General features: G+C 71.6%; 16 protein-coding genes. 12 read left to right on the forward strand and 4 right to left on the reverse strand.

The genetic code is table 11. The features are described 5' to 3' along the window. Positions 1 to 55 precede the first annotated feature (55 nt). Positions 56 to 1,846, forward strand: a complete 1,791-nt coding sequence (locus BIV04_RS02460) for a glycoside hydrolase family 15 protein (RefSeq protein WP_071253826.1) — start codon at positions 56 to 58, stop codon at positions 1,844 to 1,846. A 67-nt stretch (positions 1,847 to 1,913) separates the two neighbouring features. Here BIV04_RS02460 and BIV04_RS02465 read toward each other — a convergent pair whose 3' ends face one another. Together BIV04_RS02465 and BIV04_RS02470 are read right to left on the reverse strand one after the other, a co-directional pair. After that, positions 1,914 to 3,278: a glucose-6-phosphate dehydrogenase gene (locus BIV04_RS02465; RefSeq protein WP_071253828.1), complete on the reverse strand. Its 1,365-nt coding sequence runs from the start codon at positions 3,276 to 3,278 to the stop codon at positions 1,914 to 1,916. A gap of 200 nt (positions 3,279 to 3,478) precedes the next feature. Continuing rightward, entirely contained in the window at positions 3,479 to 4,771 is a 1,293-nt protein-coding gene (locus BIV04_RS02470) for an aromatic acid exporter family protein (RefSeq protein WP_071253830.1), read from the reverse strand. 133 nt (positions 4,772 to 4,904) lie between these two features. On the opposite strand from BIV04_RS02470, the gene BIV04_RS02475 reads away from it, so the two are divergent. From BIV04_RS02475 to BIV04_RS02485, 3 genes are all read left to right on the forward strand, one after another. Then, on the forward strand, positions 4,905 to 8,375 hold the full coding sequence (locus BIV04_RS02475) for a DNA polymerase III subunit alpha (protein ID WP_071253832.1): 3,471 nt from the start codon (positions 4,905 to 4,907) through the stop codon (positions 8,373 to 8,375). 93 nt (positions 8,376 to 8,468) lie between these two features. Beyond that, entirely contained in the window at positions 8,469 to 9,491 is a 1,023-nt protein-coding gene (locus BIV04_RS02480) for a glutathione S-transferase family protein (RefSeq protein WP_071253834.1), read from the forward strand. A gap of 11 nt (positions 9,492 to 9,502) precedes the next feature. Beyond that, positions 9,503 to 9,838, forward strand: a complete 336-nt coding sequence (locus BIV04_RS02485; protein ID WP_143048512.1) for a TraR/DksA C4-type zinc finger protein — start codon at positions 9,503 to 9,505, stop codon at positions 9,836 to 9,838. Positions 9,839 to 9,902: 64 nt separating this feature from the next. Here the strand turns inward: BIV04_RS02485 and BIV04_RS02490 are convergent, their stop codons facing one another. Beyond that, positions 9,903 to 10,619: a TetR/AcrR family transcriptional regulator gene (locus BIV04_RS02490; RefSeq protein ID WP_071253836.1), complete on the reverse strand. Its 717-nt coding sequence runs from the start codon at positions 10,617 to 10,619 to the stop codon at positions 9,903 to 9,905. 124 nt (positions 10,620 to 10,743) lie between these two features. On the opposite strand from BIV04_RS02490, the gene BIV04_RS02495 reads away from it, so the two are divergent. The 4 genes from BIV04_RS02495 to BIV04_RS02510 all read left to right on the forward strand — a co-directional run bounded on the left by BIV04_RS02495 (position 10,744) and on the right by BIV04_RS02510 (position 15,257). Beyond that, complete coding sequence (locus BIV04_RS02495) at positions 10,744 to 11,670, forward strand: NAD-dependent epimerase/dehydratase family protein (protein WP_071253837.1); 927 nt, start codon at positions 10,744 to 10,746, stop codon at positions 11,668 to 11,670. A gap of 123 nt (positions 11,671 to 11,793) precedes the next feature. Further along, the gene (locus BIV04_RS02500) at positions 11,794 to 13,035 is read left to right on the forward strand and encodes a GAF domain-containing protein (protein ID WP_071253839.1); all 1,242 of its coding nucleotides are present in this window, start codon (positions 11,794 to 11,796) and stop codon (positions 13,033 to 13,035) included. A 174-nt stretch (positions 13,036 to 13,209) separates the two neighbouring features. Then, positions 13,210 to 14,751, forward strand: a complete 1,542-nt coding sequence (locus tag BIV04_RS02505) for an aldehyde dehydrogenase family protein (protein WP_071253841.1) — start codon at positions 13,210 to 13,212, stop codon at positions 14,749 to 14,751. Next, positions 14,751 to 15,257 carry a DUF779 domain-containing protein gene (locus tag BIV04_RS02510; protein ID WP_083396070.1) on the forward strand — a complete coding sequence of 169 codons (507 nt, stop codon included), beginning with the start codon at positions 14,751 to 14,753 and terminating at the stop codon, positions 15,255 to 15,257. Before BIV04_RS02505 ends, BIV04_RS02510 begins: the two co-directional genes overlap by 1 nt. Before the next feature lie 22 nt (positions 15,258 to 15,279). Here BIV04_RS02510 and BIV04_RS02515 read toward each other — a convergent pair whose 3' ends face one another. Continuing rightward, positions 15,280 to 15,921: a hypothetical protein gene (locus BIV04_RS02515; RefSeq protein ID WP_071253843.1), complete on the reverse strand. Its 642-nt coding sequence runs from the start codon at positions 15,919 to 15,921 to the stop codon at positions 15,280 to 15,282. 88 nt (positions 15,922 to 16,009) lie between these two features. On the opposite strand from BIV04_RS02515, the gene rplU reads away from it, so the two are divergent. The 4 genes from rplU (at position 16,010) to BIV04_RS02535 (ending at position 19,101) form a co-directional block, all read left to right on the forward strand. Beyond that, positions 16,010 to 16,321, forward strand: coding sequence for a 50S ribosomal protein L21 (rplU, locus tag BIV04_RS02520; RefSeq protein WP_054144935.1), 312 nt, complete (start codon positions 16,010 to 16,012; stop codon positions 16,319 to 16,321). A 14-nt stretch (positions 16,322 to 16,335) separates the two neighbouring features. Then, positions 16,336 to 16,602 carry a 50S ribosomal protein L27 gene (gene rpmA / locus BIV04_RS02525; protein ID WP_043596143.1) on the forward strand — a complete coding sequence of 89 codons (267 nt, stop codon included), beginning with the start codon at positions 16,336 to 16,338 and terminating at the stop codon, positions 16,600 to 16,602. Positions 16,603 to 16,725: 123 nt separating this feature from the next. Next, a complete protein-coding gene (locus tag BIV04_RS02530; protein WP_071253845.1) occupies positions 16,726 to 17,901 on the forward strand; it encodes an alcohol dehydrogenase catalytic domain-containing protein in 1,176 nt (391 codons plus the stop codon). 231 nt (positions 17,902 to 18,132) lie between these two features. Beyond that, positions 18,133 to 19,101, forward strand: coding sequence for a phosphodiesterase (locus BIV04_RS02535; protein WP_043596140.1), 969 nt, complete (start codon positions 18,133 to 18,135; stop codon positions 19,099 to 19,101). The last annotated feature ends 53 nt before the right edge of the window (positions 19,102 to 19,154 follow it).

Below are 19,154 nucleotides of genomic sequence, written 5' to 3' on the forward strand. Positions count from 1 at the left end.
CCCCTGGGCCCTGCGACGCCGACCCCGACCGGGGGCGCGCTGGTTTGATGAGCGCATGCCCCTGCCCATCGAGAACTACGCACTGATCGGCGACCTGCACACCGGATGCCTCGTGGGCTCCGACGGCAGCATCGACTGGCTCTGCCTCCCCCGCTTCGACTCCGCGTCGACCTTCGGCGCCCTGCTCGGCGACCACGACGCCGGGCGGTGGCTCGTGGCCCCCGCCGACGCCGACGCCACCTCGACCCGCCGCTACGTGGACGACACCTTCGTGCTCGTCACCCGCTGGACGACGCCCACCGGCGTGGTCGAGGTCACCGACCTCATGCCCTACGGCGATCGGCGGGCCGACGTCGTCCGCCGGGTGACCGGCGTCTCGGGCACCGTCTCGATGCACGTCGACCTCGCGATCCGCTTCGGCTACGGCACGGCCGTCCCCTGGGTGCGGCAGGTCCCCGAGGGCGACGGCACCGCACTCGTCGCCACGGCAGGGCCCGACGCCGTCGTCGTCCGGGGCCCCCGGCTCACGGCCACCGACCACACGCACGAGGCCACGTTCGACGTCCCCGCCGGCGAGACGGTCGACCTCAGCCTCACCTGGTACCCGTCGCACCGCGAACCGCCGACCGCCGTGGACGTGTCCGCGCGCATCGACGAGACCGTCACCTGGTGGCAGGACTGGTCGTCACGGTGCTCGGCACCCGAGGTCTACACCCGCGAGGTGCGCCGATCGCTGCTGATCCTGCGGGCCCTGACCAACGAGGACACCGGAGGCATCGTCGCCGCCGCGACCACGAGCCTGCCCGAGCAGTTCGGCGGCTCGCGCAACTGGGACTACCGCTACGTGTGGCTGCGCGACGCGTCGATGACGCTGCAGGCGCTCATCCTGCACGGCTACGCGGAGGAGGCCGACCGGTGGCGCGGCTGGCTGCTGCGCGCCATCGCCGGAGACCCCGCGGACGTGCAGATCATGTACGGCCTGGCCGGCGAACGGTACCTGCACGAGAGCGAACTCGAGCAGCTCACCGGCTACGACGGCGCCTCGCCGGTGCGCATCGGGAACGCCGCGTACAAGCAGTACCAGGGCGACATCTTCGGCGAGGTGATGGTCGCCCTGCACGAGGCCCGTCTGCTCGGCGTCGAGGAGAGCGAATACTCGTGGCCCCTGCAGCGTGCCCTCATGCAGTACGTCGAGGACAACTGGACCCGGCCCGACAACGGCATCTGGGAGATCCGGGGCGAGCTGCAGCACTTCACGCACTCGCGGGTGATGATCTGGGCCGCCCTCGACCGTGCGATCCAGGGGGTCGAGCAGTTCGACCTCGACGGCCCGCTCGACCGCTGGCGCAGTCTGCGCGACGAGCTGCGCGCCGAGATCGAGACCCACGGCTGGAACGCCGACCGCGCCTCCTTCACCCAGCACTACGGCACGACCGAGGTCGACGCGTCCCTGCTGCAGCTGTCGCAGGTCGGGTTCGTCGCCGCCGACGACCCCCGCATGCTCGGCACCGTCGCCGCCGTCGAGCACGACCTGCTGCAGGACGGCCTGCTCATGCGCTACCGCACCGAGAGCGGCGTCGACGGCCTCGACGGGGCCGAGAACCCCTTCCTGACCTGCTCGTTCTGGCTGGCCGAGCAGTACGCCGCCTCGGGACGCGTCGACGACGCCGTCACCTTGATGGACCGGCTGGTCGGATACTGCAACGACGTCGGCATGCTCTCGGAGGAGATCGAGGTCGCCACGGGACGCCACGTCGGCAACACCCCGCAGGCGCTCTCGCACCTGGCCCTGGTGCGCGCCGCGGACGCGATCTCGCGCGCGAAGGCCGCGACGACGACGGCGTAGGCGCCCGACACGACGACGGCCGCCCTGCTCTGACGAGCGGGGCGGCCGTGGACGGTGAGGCGGAGGATCAGGCGGGCCAGTCCTTCGGGCCGGTCGAACCGGCGGCGTAGGTGTCGAGGGGCACCTGGTCGGCCTTCCAGGCCTCGATGACCGGAGCGACGATCGCCCAGCAGCGCTCGGCCACGTCGCCACGGATCGAGAGCGTCGGGTCGTCGTGGAAGATGCCGCTCAGCACCTCGCCGTAGGGCGTGAGCTCGGGCTTGCCCAGGGTGACCGACATCGTCGACTTCTCGAGGTCGAAGGGGTTGCCCGAGCCGTTGGTCGTGACGCCGAGCTCCATCGTCTCGGGGCTGATTTCGATGCGCAGCGTGTCGGGCGTCGACGAGCCGTTGAGACCCTCGGGCAGCGCCGGGACCGGCTTGAAGGTGATGAGCACCTCTTTGCGGATCTTGGTCATGCCCTTGCCCGAGCGCAGGATGAACGGGACGCCGGCCCAGCGGCGGGTCTTGACCTCGAACTCGACCTCGGCGAGGGTCTCGGTCTGACGGTCGTTGTCGACACCGTCCTCGTCGGCGTACGCGGGGACGTCCTTGCCGTCGATGGTGCCGGCCGCGTACTGGGCACGACGGCTCGAGGCGACCGGGTCGGCGTCCTTGACCCACGTGGCCCGCAGGACGCGCGCGATCTCGCTGCGCAGCTCGACCGAGTCGATGCTCGACGGGGCGTCCATCGCGATGACGGCGAGCACCTGGAGCAGGTGGCTCTGGATCATGTCGATCAGCGCGCCGGCCTTGTCGTAGTACTGGGCGCGACCCTCGAGGCCGAGGACCTCGTCGTAGAAGATCTCGACCTTCTCGATGTTCTCGCTGTTCCAGACCGGCTCGAACAGGCGGTTGGCGAAGCGCAGGCCGATCATGTTGAGGACCGTGGCGCGACCGAGGAAGTGGTCGGTGCGGTGGATGCGCTCTTCGGGGACGATCTTGAGCAGCTCGGCGTTCAGCTCGCGAGCGCTCTCTTCGTCCGAGCCGAACGGCTTCTCGAGCGCGAGACGCAGGCCGTCGGGCAGGTCGATCTCGGCGAGCGCCTGGATCACCTTGGTGCTGATCGCGGGCGGCAGGGCGAAGTACATCACCGGAGTGCCCTCGCTGGCCTCGAACAGGGCCTTCAGGTGCTCGACCGTGGTCGGGTCGCCCTGGATGTACCGGCTCGACGCCAGCGTCTTCTTGGCGAGGTCGCTGCCGGCGTCGCCGTTGAAGGCGGTCTTGACGACGTCGTCCCATTCTTCGGGGCTGCGCTCGCTGCGGCCGGTGCCGATGAGCTGGACGTCGACGCCGCGGTCGCTCTTGAGCAGGCTCGCGAGGCCGGGGAGCAGCAGACGCTCGGTGAGGTCTCCGCTGGCTCCGAGGATGATGAGGGTGGTGGTGTCTGTCACAGTGCAGCTTTCGTGGGAGGGCGGCGATCGTGTCGTCGCTGGTCGATCAGGCGGCGGGGGTTCTCGGGGCCACGGGTGTCAACGCACAGGGGGGACGGGCATTCCCGTCGACCGCCCCGGCCGCGGAGGGCACGGGTCGCGTCTCGGCGCCGGTGCCCGGTCAACCGTACTGCTCCCCAGGGGTGAGCGCCGTATCGGGGTCAGCGGGCAGGGTCGGCGTCGCCGTCCTGCACGGTGTCGTGCGGGGCGGTGTCGCGGGGCGCGCTGTCGTCGTCGACCGGCCCCGTGCTGTCGGTGCCGCCCACCCGGCCGCCGGTGTCGTCGTCGTCCGCCGCGCGCGCCTCCTCGGCGGCGTCGTCCTCGGGGCGGGGTGCCGTGGTGTCGTCGGGGTCAAGCGCGGCGATGATGCGCCCGAGCGAGACGGCGATGGAGACTCCGCCGCTCGTGTCGGTGGTCGGGCGGTCGCGATGGTGGTCGACGGCGTCCCAGAGATCGGCGACGCGGCGCCGGGCGTCGGTGAACGCGTCGACGTCCTCGGTCCCGTGGCGCCGGATCACGGTGGCGACGCCGTGCACGGCGTGGGCGACGTCGGGCGCGAGGTCGTCGGGCATGCCGATCTGGCGGCCGATCCGACGGCCGAGGATGCCCGAGACCTCGGCGACGTCCTGCAGGTGGAACGAGACGCGCTCGTACGTGGCGAGGTCGGCGTACTCCTGCCCGAGGTCGCGGCGGCGGAGCATCCACCGCGGGTTCATGTGCCGGGACTCGTCCGCGTACGCGACGGTCTCGCGCACGCGGCGGAGGGTGCTCGGCAGGACGCCCACGCGTCGCTCCCACTCGTCGTCCTCGAGGGGCCAGGGCGTCTCGAAGACGCCGGCGATCTCGTCGGCCCGGTCGGCGAGGGAGTCCTTCACCCGGGTGAGGCGGGCCTCGGCGCGCGAGGCGTAGAGCGGCGGCACGAGCACCAGGTTGACCACGACGCCGATGACGACGCCGACCCCGATCTGGACGATGTAGCCCAGCGAGTACGCCTCGGCGTTCGCGCCGCCGAGCAGCAGGACGAAGAGCCCGGCGGTCAGCACCCAGTCGCGTCCGGCACCGAGCCAGCGGATGCCCGCCACGAGCACGCCGACCCCGACGACGAGTGCCACGGCGAGCACCCCGGGCTGTCCGTCCTGCAGCGCGAAGACTGCCGTGGCGAGGCCGATGCCGACGACCAGGCCGAGGAGCACCTGGAGCCCCTGGCGGAGCGAGCTCTTGATCGTCGGGTACATCGCGATCACGGCGCCGAGCGGCGCGTAGTAGGGGTAGTCGGCCGCGACGCCGGGCACCCGCGGCGCGATCCAGTAGGCGAGGGCCGCGGCGAGCGCCGTTTTCACGGCGAGCAGGAGGCGCGGCTGGGCCAGCAGGACGCGTGTCCAGTGGGTCGCGGTGCGGGCGTCACGACGCAGGGCGGCCCGGCGATCGGGCGGAGTGGGGCGTCGATCGGGCATGCCCCGATGATGACAGGCCACGCGACGCCGCGGGTGGGCCCGGCGGTGGGACGGCACGATCGGAGCGACGTACACTGGTCGAACACCTGTTCGAACGACCCGGCCGGGGGTTCAGCAGCCCGAGGTACCGACCATGAGCTTCACCCACCTGCGCGTCGCGTCGGCGTTCAGCGCCCACCACGGCACGGCGCACCCGAAGGCGCTCGTCGACGCCGCCGTCGCGGCGGGTGCCGACGCGGCGGCGATCACCGACCGTGACGGGCTGTACGGGGCGATCCGGCACGTCGGGGCCTGTCGGACGGCTGGCGTCGACCCGATCGTCGGGGTCGAGCTGGGCTGCCGGGACGACCGCGAGGGGGTCGTGGGCGGTGGTGCGGACGGCGGGGGTCCCGACGGAGGCGGGGGTGCTGCCGGCGGGGTCGACCGCATCGTGGTGCTCGCGCACGGGGCGCGGGGCGGCGGGCCGGCGAAGGCGGGGTGGGCGGCGCTGTGTCGGCTGATCAGCGCGTCGCACGGTCGGGCCACCCGTCGCGCCAGCGGAAGTGCCAACAGCGTGGCGACCATCGCCCGGTCCCGGGTACGGGGCTTCGTCCAGGGCGAGACCGAGCCGGCGGCGACCGTGCTGCTGGGGCCCGACTCCGACGTGGGTCGGCTGGTCCAGGCGGGTCGGCACACCGAGGCCGCGGCGTCCCTCGCCGACTGGGCGGCGACGCTGCCGGGCGGGGTGGTGGTCGAGGTGGTCTGCCATCTGACCGAGCCGGGCGAGAGCCGCAGCATCCGGCACGCGGCACGCATGCTCGAGCTCGCGGACCACGTCGGGGTGCCCGCCGTGCTCACGAACGCCGTGCGGTACCTCGACCCCGACGAGGCCGTCACGGCCGACGTGCTCGACTCGGCCGGCCACCTGGCCGCGCTCGGCTCGTTCCGGCCGCAGCCGAACGCCCAGGCGTACCTCAAGGCCCCTGCCGAGATGCGCCGGCTGGCCCGTCTGGTGAGCGACGCCTCGTCGTTGCCCCGCAGCGCCGGCGACGAGATGCTCGCCGCGACCGAGCGCCTGGCCGACCGGTGCCGGCTCGACCCCGTCGCCGACCTCGGCTGGGGCCGCCCGAAGGTGCCCGAGCTCAGCGCGATCGGCGTCGACGGCGACCCCGACCAGGCGCTGTTCCGGCAGGCCCAGGCCGGTGTCACCGAACGCTTCGGCGACGCCGACCGGGCCCTGCGCGACAAGGTCGAGGACCGCATGCGCTACGAACTCGGCATCATCACCGGGTTCGGCTTCGCCGGGTACTTCCTCACCGTGGCCGACGTCTCGGCACTGATGCGCGACCTGCGGGTGCGCAACGCGGCGCGGGGTTCCGGTGCCGGCAGCCTCGTCACCTACCTGCTGCGCATCTCGAACGTCGACCCGATCGAGCACGACCTGCTGTTCGAACGGTTCCTCGGCAACAAGCGCGAGACCCTGCCCGACATCGACATCGACGTCGAGGCGGCCCGGCGGCACGAGGTCTACCGGGCGATCTTCGACCGGTACGGCAGCAACCGGGTCACGCTCATGTCGATGCAGTCCACCTACCGCGGGCGCGGTGCGGTGCGCGACGCCGGTCTCGCACTGGGGCTCGACGACGAGCAGATCGACCTCGTGGCCAAGAACGTCTGGCGGTCGAACGCCCGCGACCTGCGCACCGCGATGGCCGAGAAACCCGAACTGCGCGAGATCGCCGAGCTCGCCCGCAGCAACGACCAGATCGACCTGCTCGTCGACCTCAGCGAACGGCTCGACCGTCTGCCCCGGCACATCTCGATGCACCCGTGCGGGGTGATCCTCGGCGACTCCGACCTGCTCAGCACGACCCCCGTCCAACCGAGCGGCATCGGCCTGCCGATGAGCCAGTTCGACAAGTACGACATGAACGACGCCGGCCTGCTCAAGCTCGACGTCCTCGGCGTCCGCATGCAGAGCTCGCTCGCCTACGCCCTCGACGAGATCGAACGCGTGAACGGCCCGCGTGCCGCCCTGGCCGGCGCCCTGCCGGTCGACGTCCCCTACGTGAACCGTCAGGGCCGCATCGAGCTCGACGAGATCCCCCACGACGACGAACCCACCTTCGAGGCGATCCGCACCACGCACACGCTCGGCATGTTCCAGATCGAGAGCCCCGGGCAGCGCGAGCTGATCGGCAAGATGCAGCCCGACCGCTACGAAGACCTGATCGCCGACATCTCGCTGTTCCGCCCCGGCCCGATGAAGGGCAACATGATCGCGCCGTTCCTCGACACCAAGCACGGGTTCCAGCAGCCCGACTACCTGCACCCGAGCTTCGCGTCGTTCCTCGACGACAGCTACGGGGTGGTCATCTACCACGAGCACGTGCTGCGCATCCTCGAGGCGACGATGCAGGTGTCGCTCGCCGAGGCCGACGAGATCCGGCGACACATGGGCAAGGGCGACGACGACGCGCTCGAAGCCACCTTCCGCGAGCGCACCCGGGGCAACCTCGACCCCGCGACCGGGAGGCGACGCTTCGACGACGCCGCGGTCGACCGCATCTGGGCCGCGCTCAAGGGGTTCGGGTCGTTCGGCTTCTGCAAGGCCCACGGGGCCGCGTTCGCCCTGCCGACCTACCAGAGCGCCTGGCTGAAGACCCACTACCCGGCCGAGTTCCTGGCCGGCATCCTCACCCACGATCCCGGCATGTACCCGAAACGGCTGCTGCTGACCGAGGCGCGACGCATGGGCGTCCCCGTGCTGCCGCTCGACGTCAACGCCTCGACCGACGTCTACCGGGTCGAGCGCCTGCGACCGCCGGCGACCCCGATCGCGCCGACCCGGGTGGGCGACCTCGGGCTGCGGCTGTCGCTGGCCGACGTGCACGGCATCAGCGACGCCGAGCTGGCCCGGGTGGTCGTGAACCGTCCCTACGACTCGATCACCGACTTCTGGCAGCGGGCGACGCCGTCCCGGTCGCTGTTCGAGCGCCTGGCGCAGGTCGGAGCACTCGACTCGGTCGCCGGGCCGGGCCGCACCCGCGGCGACGTCCTGGCCCGGGTGCGGACGCTCACCGGCCGGTCGTCCCGCCCCAAGGCCACCGACGTCGAGAACCAGCTCGACTTCTCGATCGACGACTCCGACACGGTGCCGACCGGCACGCCCGACGTCGACGCCCGACAGCGGGTCGCCGACGAGCTCGACATCCTGTCGATGGAGGTCAGCGAGCACGTGATCGAGAGCTACCGGCCCATGCTCGACGACCTGGGCGTGGTGCGCGCCGCCGACCTGCGCGACCACTGGAACGGCACGACCGTGCTCGTGGCGGGCATCCGCATCGCGACCCAGACCCCGCCGATGCGCAGCGGCAAGCGCGTGGTCTTCATCAGCCTCGACGACGGGAGCGGCTGCTCCGACTCAACCTTCTTCGAAGAGGCGCAGGCCCGCGCCGGCTCCCTGCTGTTCGGCACCCAGCTGATGGTGATCCAGGGGCGCACGCGTCGCACCGGCGAGCGCGGCATCTCGCTCGAGGCCGAGAACGCATGGGACCTCAAGGCGATGTGGCGCGACTGGAACGCGACCCGCGCCTCCTCGTCCCTGGCCGTCGGCAACTCCTGACCCCTGTCGCCACCCCGCCCGCCGGGGCCGCCGATCGCCCGCACGCGTCGCAGCGGCCAGGAATAGTCGACGCCCCGTGCGTAGGGTGGCGCCATGAGCGATCAGCAGGCCAAGGGAAGCTACGTCGAGCCGGGCCAGGAGTACACCCGCGACACCAACTACATCGAGGACCGCATCACGCGCGACGCCGTCGACGGTTGGCCGGTCGAGTCCGGTCGCTACCGCCTCGTGGCCGCCCGGGCGTGCCCGTGGGCGAACCGCAGCGTGATCTCGCGACGTCTGCTGGGGCTCGAGGACGCGATCTCGCTCGGCCTGCCCGGCCCCACGCACGACGCCCGCAGCTGGACCTTCGACCTCGACCCCGACGGTCGCGACCCCGTCCTGGGCATCGAGCGCCTTCAAGAGGCCTTCTTCGCCCGCACCCCCGACTACCCGCGCGGCATCACCGTTCCGGCGATCGTCGACGTGCCGAGCGGCAAGGTCGTCACGAACGACTTCCCGCAGATCACGCTCGACTTCGCGACCGAGTGGACCGCCTTCCACCGTGAGGGCGCCCCCGACCTCTACCCCGAGGCCCTGCGCGGCGAGATCGACGAGGTGAACGCCGTGGTCTTCCGCGACGTCAACAACGGCGTCTACCGAGCCGGTTTCGCCGGGTCGCAGAAGAGCTACGAGCGGGCCTACCGCACCCTGTTCGAGCGGCTCGACTGGTTGTCCGAGCGGCTCGCCGGGCAGCGATACCTGGTCGGTGACACCATCACCGAGGCCGACATCCGGCTGTTCACGACGCTCGCCCGGTTCGACGCGGTCTACCACGGGCACTTCAAGTGCAACCGGAACAAGCTGGCCGAGATGCCGGTGCTCTGGGCCTACGCCCGCGACCTGTTCCAGACCCCCGGGTTCGGCGACACGATCGACTTCGACCAGATCAAGGCGCACTACTACGTCGTGCACTCCGACATCAACCCGACGGGCATCGTCCCGGTCGGGCCGGACGCCTCGGGGTGGCTCACCGAGCACGGGCGCGAGCAGCTCGGCGGCCGTCCGTTCGGCGACGGGACTCCCCCGGCACCGCCTCGTGCGGGCGAAGAGGTGCCGCCGCTCGTCGCGGCCTGAGGCGCCGCCGCATGATCGATCCCTCCGACCGGTTGCGCGTCACGCGCGACGAGGCGCAGGCGCTGGCAGCGCGACTGCTCGGAGACATGGAGGCGGTGGCCGCGGCCCGCGAGGGAGCCAACGTCGACGACGAGCACGACCCCGAGGGATCGACCATCGCCTACGAGCGATCGCAGCTCGACGCCGTCCGACGGTCGGCCCTCGAACGTGCCGCAGACGCCGAGGCCGCCCTGGCCCGACTCGCCGACGGCACCTTCGGCCGTTGCGAGCGCTGCTCGGCCCGGATCGGCGAGGCCCGGCTCGAGGCGCGACCCACCGCCCGGCTCTGCATCGACTGCGCGAGCTGACCCGCGCCTCCTGCCGTCGACGCGTTTTCTGCCGTGACCCGCGCCTCCTGCCGTCGCCGGGGCGTCAGCCCCAGATCCGCGCGATCTGCTCGTCGAGGAAGGTCTCGAACCAGGCGTCACGATCGGTGACCACGTCGGTGAGGTGACCGAAGAGCTCGAAGCTGAGGTGCCCGTAGAGGGAGGTCCAGGCGGTGATGCCCGCGGCCAGCACACCGGGGGCGACAGAGGCCCCCAGGCCCTGGGCGAGCTGCGCGAACTCGTCGGCCAGGCCGGCCCGCACGGGCACCGCCCGCAGCGAGGCTCCGGTCGCCGCCGCGTCGTCGACCGCCCCGAGCAACAGCAGACCCACCGCGATCGCCGGTTCGACGGTGTCGACCGGGGCCGCGTACCCCGGGACGGGCGACCCGTAGAGCAGTGCGTAGCGGTGCGGGTCGGCGATCGCCCAGCGGCGGGTCGCGCGGGCCGTGGCGCGGAACCGCTCCTGGTGGTCGGCGCGGTCGACCGCCTGCTCGGCCCGTCGGGCGGCGTCGGCGAGGTCGACGTAGGCGTCGGTGATCAGGCGGGTCAGCAGGGCGTCGCGGCTCGGGAAATACCGGTAGATCGCCGACGAGGCCATGCCCAGGTCGCGCGCGACGGCCCGCACCGAGAGGGCGGCCGCGCCCACCTCGGCCAGCTGCCGGTGGGCCGAGGCGAGGGCGCGTTCGACGATCTCGGTCCGTGCCCGCTCGCGGACGCCGCCGGTGGGCCGGGCACGATCGTCGTCCCCTGCGTTCGTGGTCATGGCCCGATCCTGTCGTCCGAGAGCACGGTACGCAAACGAGAGCACCGCTCTTGCACATTGGACCACCCGGCTCTAGGGTCAGATCCGAGAGCACCGCTCTCGTCGGCCATCCCCAGGAGGACCCATGCCCACCCATCTCGTCGTCGGAGCCGGAGCCATCGGCACTCCCCTCGTCCGCCGCCTCGCCGAGCGCGGCGACACCGTGCGCGTCGCCACCCGCCGCGGCACCGAGGTCGCCGGTGCCGCCGCGCTCACGCTCGACGCGAAGGACGCCGCCGCCCTGACGAGCGCGGCCGACGGCGCCGACACGATCGTCGTCTGCTCGAACCCGCCCTACCCCGCCTGGGGCACGGAGTGGCCCGCCCTCACCACGGCCCTGATCGACACGGCCGCCGCCACGGGGGCGGGCATCGTGCTGATGGGCAACCTCTACGGCCACGGGCCGGTGTCCGAGCCGATGACCGAGCACACGCCCCTCGCCTCCGCCGAGAAGAAGGGCAGCGTGCGCGCCGACAGCTGGAAGCGCCTCCTCGCCGCGGCCGACCGGGGCGTCCGGGCCGTCGAGGTGCGCGCGAGCGACTACTTCGGGCCGGGCGCCGGGCGCAACGCCCACCTCGGCTGCGACTTCTTCGGGCCGCTCGTCGCGGGCCGCACCGCCCACGCGGTCGGCGACGTGACCCAGCCGCACGCCTGGGCGTACCTGCCCGACGTCGTCTCGACCCTCGTGGCGGCGATCGACCACGACGAGTGGGGTCGCGCCTGGCTCACACCGCACGCCACCCACGCCTCCCGGGTCGAGATCGCCGAGGAGGCGCGGCGCCGGTACGGCCTGACCGGTCGCGTCCGACCGTGGAACCCGCTGCTGTGGGCCGGCCTGACCCGCACGGTGCCGTTCCTCCGCGAGGTGAGGGCGATGCAGTACCAGTTCGACTCGCCCTTCGTCGTGGACTCGTCCGAGAGCGAACGCCTGCTCGGCATCGGACCGACCCCGTGGCCCGAGGCGCTGGACGCGACGATCGCGGCCACCCGCGACGCCGCTCGTCGACCGTGAGGTCACAGCAGACACCCACGCGGCGGCCTTCCCCGGGGCCGCGCGCCGTCGTACGCTGACAGCACCCCGGCGACGACGCCGCACGACGGCCGCCTCGCCCCGATCGACGACGATTGGTGCTCGATGCCCCTGACCGCGAGCCGTCCGCCCCGCGACGCCGGGCCGCAGCGCCGGGTGGTGCGCGACTCGTGGAACCGCGCCTCCCGAGGCCGGCTCGATCCCGACGGCCTGCCCCGGCTCGAGCTGCCCGAGGACGACCTCGACGACCGGCGCCGCGACCACCCGTTGGCCCCGGCCCTCCCCGTGGTGCGCCGTCTGCTGGTGGACGACGTCGCGGGCTCGGGACTGCTCGTGGCGATCGGCGACGAGCACGGGCGCCTGCTCTGGGTCGAGGGCGATCACACGGCCCGCCGCCGGGCCGAGGACATGCTGTTCGTCGCCGGCGCCGGATGGTCGGAGGCGCAGGTCGGCACCTCGGCCCCGGGTACGGCCCTCGTGCTCGACCGGGGCGTGCAGATCCGTGGCGACGAACACTGGAACCACCGCGTGCGGGCCTGGAGCTGCACGGCCGTCCCGGTCCACGACCCGGTCGACGGGCGCCTGATCGGCGTCGTCGACATCACGGGCGACGAGCGGGCGGCCGGCTCGCTGACGCTGCCCCTGGTCACGGCGACGGTCGCGGCCGTGGAGGCGCATCTCGCGCTCCTGGGGTTCGCCGCGGTCGGTCGCGTGCCGGCCCGCACCGCGCAGTTCCCGGTCCACCCCGTGCCCGACTCCCCCGCCGGCCTGACGACCCTCGGTCGCGACGAGGCGGTCCTCACGGTCGGGGACGGCCGGATCGCGCTGGGTGCCCGTCACTCCGAGATCATGGCCCTGCTCGCCCACCGCCCCGCCGGCTACACGGCCCACGAGTTGGCCGACGCGGTCTACGGCGACGTCGACGCCGTGTCCACCCTGCGGCCCGAGATGGTCCGCCTCCGCCACGTCGTCGAGGCTCTCGACCCGACGCTGGTCCCCCTGTCGCGCCCGTACCGACTGCCCCGCCCGGTGACGCTCGACCTCGACACGCTCGTCGGGCTCGTCGACCGCGGCGCCCACCGCGCGGCCGTGCGGGCCGACACGGGCCCGGCCCTTCCCTCGTCCACGGCACCCGGCGTCGTCGCCCTCCGGGCCGAGGTCGCCGCGACCGTCCGGGACGCGCTCCTCACGGGGGGCTCGATCGACACCCTGCTGACGTACTCCGAGTCGACCACGGGTCGCGACGACGTGCGCGTGCTGCTCGAGCTGCTGCGTCGGCTGCCCCCGGGATCGCCCCGGCGGACGCACCTGGTCGCGCACCTCGAGGCCCTCGAGAACCGGAGCTGACGCGGCACCGCGACCCGCGCCTCCTCACGAGCACCCCCGCACCTCCCGACCCCCGCGGCCGCGCCGCCCGCGACCCACGCCGTGCAACCCGATGCAACCTCCCCCGACGTAGCCTGCCGCCACCGGCGGGCGACCCCCGCCGCCGACCCGACACCGTCGTCGAAAGGGACCGTCATGACCGTCACCACTCCTCCGAACACCTACGCCGCCCCGGGACAGCCCGACGCGAAGGTGGTCTTCGAGGCCCGCTACGACCACTTCATCGGCGGCGAGTACGTCGCCCCGGCGAGCGGGCAGTACTTCGAGAACCCGAGCCCCGTGAACGGCAAGGTCTTCACCGAGGTCGCCCGGGGCAACGCGGCCGACGTCGACCGGGCCGTCGAAGCCGCGTGGCGGGCCTTCGACTCGTGGAAGAAGACCTCGATCGCCCAGCGCGCGCTGATCCTCAACAGGATCGCCGACATCATGGAGGCGAACCTCGAGATGCTCGCCGTCGCCGAGACCTGGGACAACGGCAAGCCCATCCGCGAGGCCCTCGCCGCCGACGTGCCGCTCGCGATCGACCACTTCCGCTACTTCGCCGGGGCCATCCGGGCGCAAGAGGGGTCGACGGGTGAGATCGACGCCGACACCGTCGCGTACCACTTCCACGAGCCGCTCGGCGTGGTCGGTCAGATCATCCCCTGGAACTTCCCGCTGCTGATGGCCGTGTGGAAGCTCGCCCCCGCGCTCGCGGCCGGCAACTGCGTCGTCCTGAAGCCGGCCGAGCAGACCCCTGCGTCGATCCACGTCTTCATGGACCTGATCAAGGACCTCCTGCCCGCCGGCGTCCTCAACATCGTCAACGGCTTCGGCGTCGAGGCCGGCGCCCCCCTGGCGAGCCACCCGAACATCCGCAAGATCGCGTTCACGGGCGAGACCACGACCGGGCGCCTGATCATGCAGATGGCGAGCGAGAACCTGATCCCGGTCACGCTCGAGCTCGGCGGGAAGAGCCCGAACGTCTTCTTCGCCGACGTCGCCGACGAACGCGACGACTTCTACGACAAGGCGCTCGAGGGCTTCTCGTTCTTCAACCTGAACTCGGGTGAGGTGTGCACCTGCCCGAGCCGGGCGCTCGTGCAGCAGTCGATCTACGACCAGTTCACCGCCGACGGCGTCGAGCGTGTGAAGAAGGTGAAGCAGGGCAACCCGCTCTCGATGGACACGATGATCGGCGCACAGGCGTCGAACGACCAGCTCGAGAAGATCCTCAGCTACATGGACATCGGCAAGCAGGAAGGCGCGAAGCTCCTGCTCGGCGGCGACCGTGCCGACCTCGGCGGCGACCTGACCGAGGGCTACTACGTCAACCCGACGATCTTCGAGGGCCGCAACTCGATGCGGATCTTCCAGGAGGAGATCTTCGGCCCCGTCCTGTCCCTGACGAGCTTCAGCGACTACGACGACGCCATCAAGATCGCCAACGACACCCTCTACGGCCTCGGCGCCGGGGTCTGGAGCCGCAACGGCGCGCAGCTCTACCGGGCCGGCCGAGACATCCAGGCCGGTCGCGTCTGGTCGAACACGTACCACCAGTACCCGGCCGGGGCGGCGTTCGGCGGCTACAAGCAGTCCGGCATCGGTCGCGAGAACCACAAGATGATGCTCGACCACTACCAGCAGACGAAGAACCTGCTGGTCAGCTACGCGGACGGTCCGATGGGCTTCTTCTGATGACGCCCGAGCAGACGGCCGCTAGGGCGCCAGCAGCGGCAGCAGTCGAGGAGGCGCGGGTCGGCGAGGTCACGCCGGCCCCCGCCTCCGGGGCGGTCGCCTCCACCCCCTCCCGGGTCGACGTCTCACCCGAGGCCGCGACCTTCCTCGTCGCCCTGACGGCCCAGCACGGCCCGCTGATGTTCCACCAGTCGGGAGGCTGCTGCGACGGCTCGTCGCCGATGTGCTACCCCGTCGGCTTCTTCCGGGTGGGGGCCGTCGACGTCCACCTCGGCGACCTGCACGTCGACGGGATCGACCCGATCGAGGTCTACATGTCCCGCAGTCAGTTCGAGTATTGGAAGTACACGCACCTGACGATCGACGTCGTCCCCGGCCGCGGGGCCGGGTTCTCGGTGGAGAGCCCGGAGGGGAAGCGGTTCCTGATCCGATCGCGCATGCTCGACGACGCCGAGCTGCGGGCGTTCGGACTCCACGAGGCGGTGGTCGTCGCCCCGGACCGATAGGGCGACGCCCACGCCGGAGGGGTCAGTCGGTCGGCGGGTGGGGCAGGGCGTAGACGCCGTGCCCCACCCGTTCGACCACTCCCTGCCGGGCGAGGACGCTTAGCGTCGACAGCACGCTGCTGCGTCGGTAGTCCGGCAGGGCGGCGACGATCTCGGTCGTCCGCCGGGCGCCGGTCCGCAGCACCTCGGGCACGCGGTCGGCCAGCGAGTCGCCGACGGGGGCGGTCGCCGGGGCGACGTCCGTCGGGTCGCCGGCCCGCGCCTCCTGGTCGTACTCGGCACGGGCCTGGTCGAGACCCTCGGCCGAGACGCGGGTGGTCGCGCCGTCGGCGCCCGAGGCGTGCGCGTACGGAGCGAGCGTGAGCGACCGGCCGACCCGGGCGTACACGGCCGACGCGCTCGTGCCCTGGTGCTCGGCGATCTCGGGGTACGACGCGCCGCCCAGCAGCAGCACCGCCTCGCCCTCGAGGCCGAGCCACTGGCCGAGGCTCGCGATCTCCCAGCCGGCCGCCGTGACGGCCGAGCCCCAGACCTCGATGTCGTCGGCGTGGTCGGTGGTGAGCGTCTTCAGGTCGTCGAGCAGGTCGAGCAGGCGTTCGCGGGCGTCGTCGACGATCTCGGCCGTGAACTGCGGCGGGCGGCGAAGTTTGATCGGTCGTGACATTTGTGAAAGACTATCCAAGTTGTCCTCGTGGCACCACGACGTCGTCCGGCAGTCCGGGCGTCACATCCCCCACTTTTTTGGAGTTCCCATGGCTTTCGCAATCGTGCGCGCCGGTGGCCGTCAGGAGAAGGTCGAGGTCGGCACGATCCTGACCGTCGACCGCCTCAAGGCCGCGACCGCCGACACCGTCTCGTTCGTCCCCGTCCTGCACGTCGACGGCGACACCATCCTCTCGGGCGACGACCTGGCGAAGGTCACGGTCGAGGGCGAGGTCCTCAACGACCTGCGCGGACCCAAGATCGTCATCCAGAACTACAAGAACAAGACCGGTTACAAGCGTCGCATGGGCTTCCGTGCCGACCTGACCCGCGTCAAGATCACCTCGATCACCACCAACTAAGGGGCTGACAACACATGGCACACAAAAAGGGCGCATCGTCCACCCGCAACGGTCGTGACTCGAACGCACAGCGCCTCGGCGTGAAGCGCTTCGGCGGCCAGGTCGTCCTCGCCGGCGAGATCATCGTCCGCCAGCGCGGCACCCACTTCCACCCCGGCGTCAACGTCGGCCGCGGCGGCGACGACACCCTCTTCGCCCTCGCCCCCGGCTCGGTCGAGTTCGGCAACAAGGGCGGCCGCAAGGTCGTCAACATCGTCGCCTCCGCGACGGCCGTCGCCTAGGCGACACCACACGCAGCATCCGCCTCGGGGCGGTCGGGCCCAAGCCCGGCCGCCCCGAGGCTTTTCCGTGCCCCCGTACCCCTCGTTCAGGAGGCACGGCACCGAGGGGCGTAGACGGGACACATGAAGGCACTCACGTACCAGTCCGTCACCAACGTCTCCGTCGAAGACGTCCCCGACCCCACGATCATCGAACCCGGCGACGCGGTCATCAAGGTCACCTCGGCGGCGATCTGCGGAAGCGACCTGCACCTCTACGACGCGCTCGGCGCGTTCCTCGACAAGGGCGACGTGCTCGGCCACGAGACCATGGGCGTCGTCACCCAGGTCGGCCCCGACGTCAGCCGCATCAAGGTCGGCGACCGCGTCGTCGTGCCGTTCGTCATCGCCTGCGGGCACTGCTTCATGTGCGACCGCGGCCTCTTCTCGCAGTGCGAGACCACGCAGGTCACCGAATACGACTCGGGCGCGACCCTCTACGGCTTCAGCAAGCTCTACGGCCAGGTCCCCGGTGGGCAGGCCGAGCAGCTGCGCATCTCGCGTGCCGACTTCAACCTCGTCAAGGTCGGTGCCGACCTGCCCGACGAGCGCTACCTGTTCCTCAGCGACATCCTGCCCACCGCGTGGCAGGGCGTCGAGTACGCCCAGGTGCCTGAAGGTGGCACCCTCGTCGTGCTGGGCCTCGGCCCCGTCGGACAGTTCGCCTCGCGCATCGGCAAGTACCGCGGCTACCGCGTCATCGGCATCGACCCGGTGCCGGAGCGTCGTGCCATGGCCGAGCGCCACGGCATCGAGGTCCTCGACCTGACGAAGGACGTCGCCGACGTCGTCAAGAGCATGACCGACGACCGTGGCCCCGACTCCGTCGTGGACGCCGTCGGCATGGAGGCCCACGAGCACGCCGGCATCGGCCTCGTGCAGAAGTTCGCCGCCGCCCTGCCCGACACCATCGGCCAGGCCGTCATGCAGAAGGCCGGCATCGACAGCCTGGGTGCCATGCACCTCGCCTTCGAGATCGTCCGCCGCGGCGGCACCGTCTCGCTCAGCGGGGTCTACGGCGGCACCGCCGACCCCACGCCCTTCCTCACGCTGTTCGACAAGCAGATCACCATCAAGATGGGCCAATGCAACGTCCAGAAGTGGATGGACACGCTGATGCCCCTCGTCGAGGACCCCACCGACCCGCTCGGCACCGAGGACCTCGTCACCCACCCGGTGCCGCTGTCCGAAGCCGCCGCCATGTACGACGTCTTCAAGAACAAGGAGGACGGCTGCATCAAGGTCGTCCTCAAGCCCTGACGCCTCGGACCGTTCGCTGCGCCGACGACGCGACCCCCGCCTCCTGGGGGTCGCGTCGTCCCGTGTGCCGGGCTAGCGTCGTCGCTCGGGAATGCGGTCCGTTCGTCGACCGTTCACCGAGACGCGCACGCACGTTCACCCCACTCATGGCAAACGGGTGATGGACTGGTGACGAATCAACAACGAGGGTCTCGTCCCGAGCCCGCGTCGGCGACATCGAATGAGAGAACCATGGATCTCCGGACGGCCGAACACCCCAGGCCGAACCACTTCATCCTGCACCTCAGCGACACGCACCTCGTCGGCGGCGACCGCGACCTCTACGGCGCGGTCGACAGCGAGGCCCGACTGCGTCAGATCATGGACGAGATCGAGGCGTCCGACGGGCGACCCGAGGCCATCGTCTTCACCGGCGACCTCGCCGACAAGGGCGAGCCCGACGCGTACCGCAAGCTCCGCGCCCTGATCGAGCCCGTGGCCGAGCGGCTCGGCGCCCAGGTGATCTGGGCCATGGGCAACCACGACGACCGCAGCGCGTTCCGATCCGAGCTCTTCGGTCAGCTGCCCTCGCAGCGACCGGTCGATCTCGTCTACGACGTCAACGGCCTGCGCGTCATCACCCTCGACACGACCGTTCCGGGCCACCACTTCGGCCGACTGTCCGGCGACCAGCTCGACTGGCTGGCCGAAGAGCTCTCGACCGACGCCCCCGACGGCACCATCATCGCCATGCACCACCCGCCGGTGCCGAGCGTGCAAGACCTGACGGCGCTCGTCGAGCTGCGCGACCAGGCGGCACTGGCCGAGGTGATCGAGGGCAGCGACGTCCGCTCCATCATCGCCGGGCACCTGCACTACTCGACGAACGCCACCTTCGCGGGCGTGCCCGTCTCGGTCGCGTCGGCCACTTGCTACACACAAGACCTGAACGTGGCCGGCGGCGGCACCCGCGGCCGAGACGGCGCCCAGGCGTTCAACCTGGTGCACGTCTACGAGGGCACGGTCGTGCACTCGGTCGTGCCGATCGGCACCTACGAGACCGTGGGCGAGTACGTGCCCGCGGACGTCGTGGCCGAACGGCTCGCGGTCGCCGGCGTGCGCATCGCCCCGGCCGCCCCTCGCCACCGGGCGACCGACACGGCCCCGGTGCCCGTCGTGCCGCGAGACCTCACGCTGACGGGGCCGATCGACACGCTCTGACGGCGCGGGTCCTCCCGCCACCGCCCCGGCCCTGCCGCGCTGCACTCGCCCGC

Source organism: Frigoribacterium sp. MCBA15_019, from assembly GCF_001864945.1.
In the GTDB taxonomy this organism is placed as follows: Bacteria; Actinomycetota; Actinomycetes; order Actinomycetales; family Microbacteriaceae; genus Frigoribacterium.

Bases quoted from the DNA above. Each gene is read 5' to 3' on its own strand.
- BIV04_RS02530 (WP_071253845.1), top strand. From the start codon at position 16,726: ATGAAGGCACTCACGTACCAGTCCGTCACCAACGTCTCCGTCGAAGAC.
- BIV04_RS02460 (WP_071253826.1), top strand. From the start codon at position 56: ATGCCCCTGCCCATCGAGAACTACGCACTGATCGGCGACCTGCACACC.
- BIV04_RS02505 (WP_071253841.1), top strand. From the start codon at position 13,210: ATGACCGTCACCACTCCTCCGAACACCTACGCCGCCCCGGGACAGCCC.
- rpmA (WP_043596143.1), top strand. From the start codon at position 16,336: ATGGCACACAAAAAGGGCGCATCGTCCACCCGCAACGGTCGTGACTCG.
- BIV04_RS02475 (WP_071253832.1), top strand. From the start codon at position 4,905: ATGAGCTTCACCCACCTGCGCGTCGCGTCGGCGTTCAGCGCCCACCAC.
- rplU (WP_054144935.1), top strand. From the start codon at position 16,010: ATGGCTTTCGCAATCGTGCGCGCCGGTGGCCGTCAGGAGAAGGTCGAG.
- BIV04_RS02500 (WP_071253839.1), top strand. From the start codon at position 11,794: ATGCCCCTGACCGCGAGCCGTCCGCCCCGCGACGCCGGGCCGCAGCGC.
- BIV04_RS02470 (WP_071253830.1), bottom strand. From the start codon at position 4,771: ATGCCCGATCGACGCCCCACTCCGCCCGATCGCCGGGCCGCCCTGCGT.
- BIV04_RS02485 (WP_143048512.1), top strand. From the start codon at position 9,503: ATGATCGATCCCTCCGACCGGTTGCGCGTCACGCGCGACGAGGCGCAG.
- BIV04_RS02515 (WP_071253843.1), bottom strand. From the start codon at position 15,921: ATGTCACGACCGATCAAACTTCGCCGCCCGCCGCAGTTCACGGCCGAG.
- BIV04_RS02495 (WP_071253837.1), top strand. From the start codon at position 10,744: ATGCCCACCCATCTCGTCGTCGGAGCCGGAGCCATCGGCACTCCCCTC.
- BIV04_RS02480 (WP_071253834.1), top strand. From the start codon at position 8,469: ATGAGCGATCAGCAGGCCAAGGGAAGCTACGTCGAGCCGGGCCAGGAG.
- BIV04_RS02490 (WP_071253836.1), bottom strand. From the start codon at position 10,619: ATGACCACGAACGCAGGGGACGACGATCGTGCCCGGCCCACCGGCGGC.
- BIV04_RS02535 (WP_043596140.1), top strand. From the start codon at position 18,133: ATGGATCTCCGGACGGCCGAACACCCCAGGCCGAACCACTTCATCCTG.
- BIV04_RS02510 (WP_083396070.1), top strand. From the start codon at position 14,751: ATGACGCCCGAGCAGACGGCCGCTAGGGCGCCAGCAGCGGCAGCAGTC.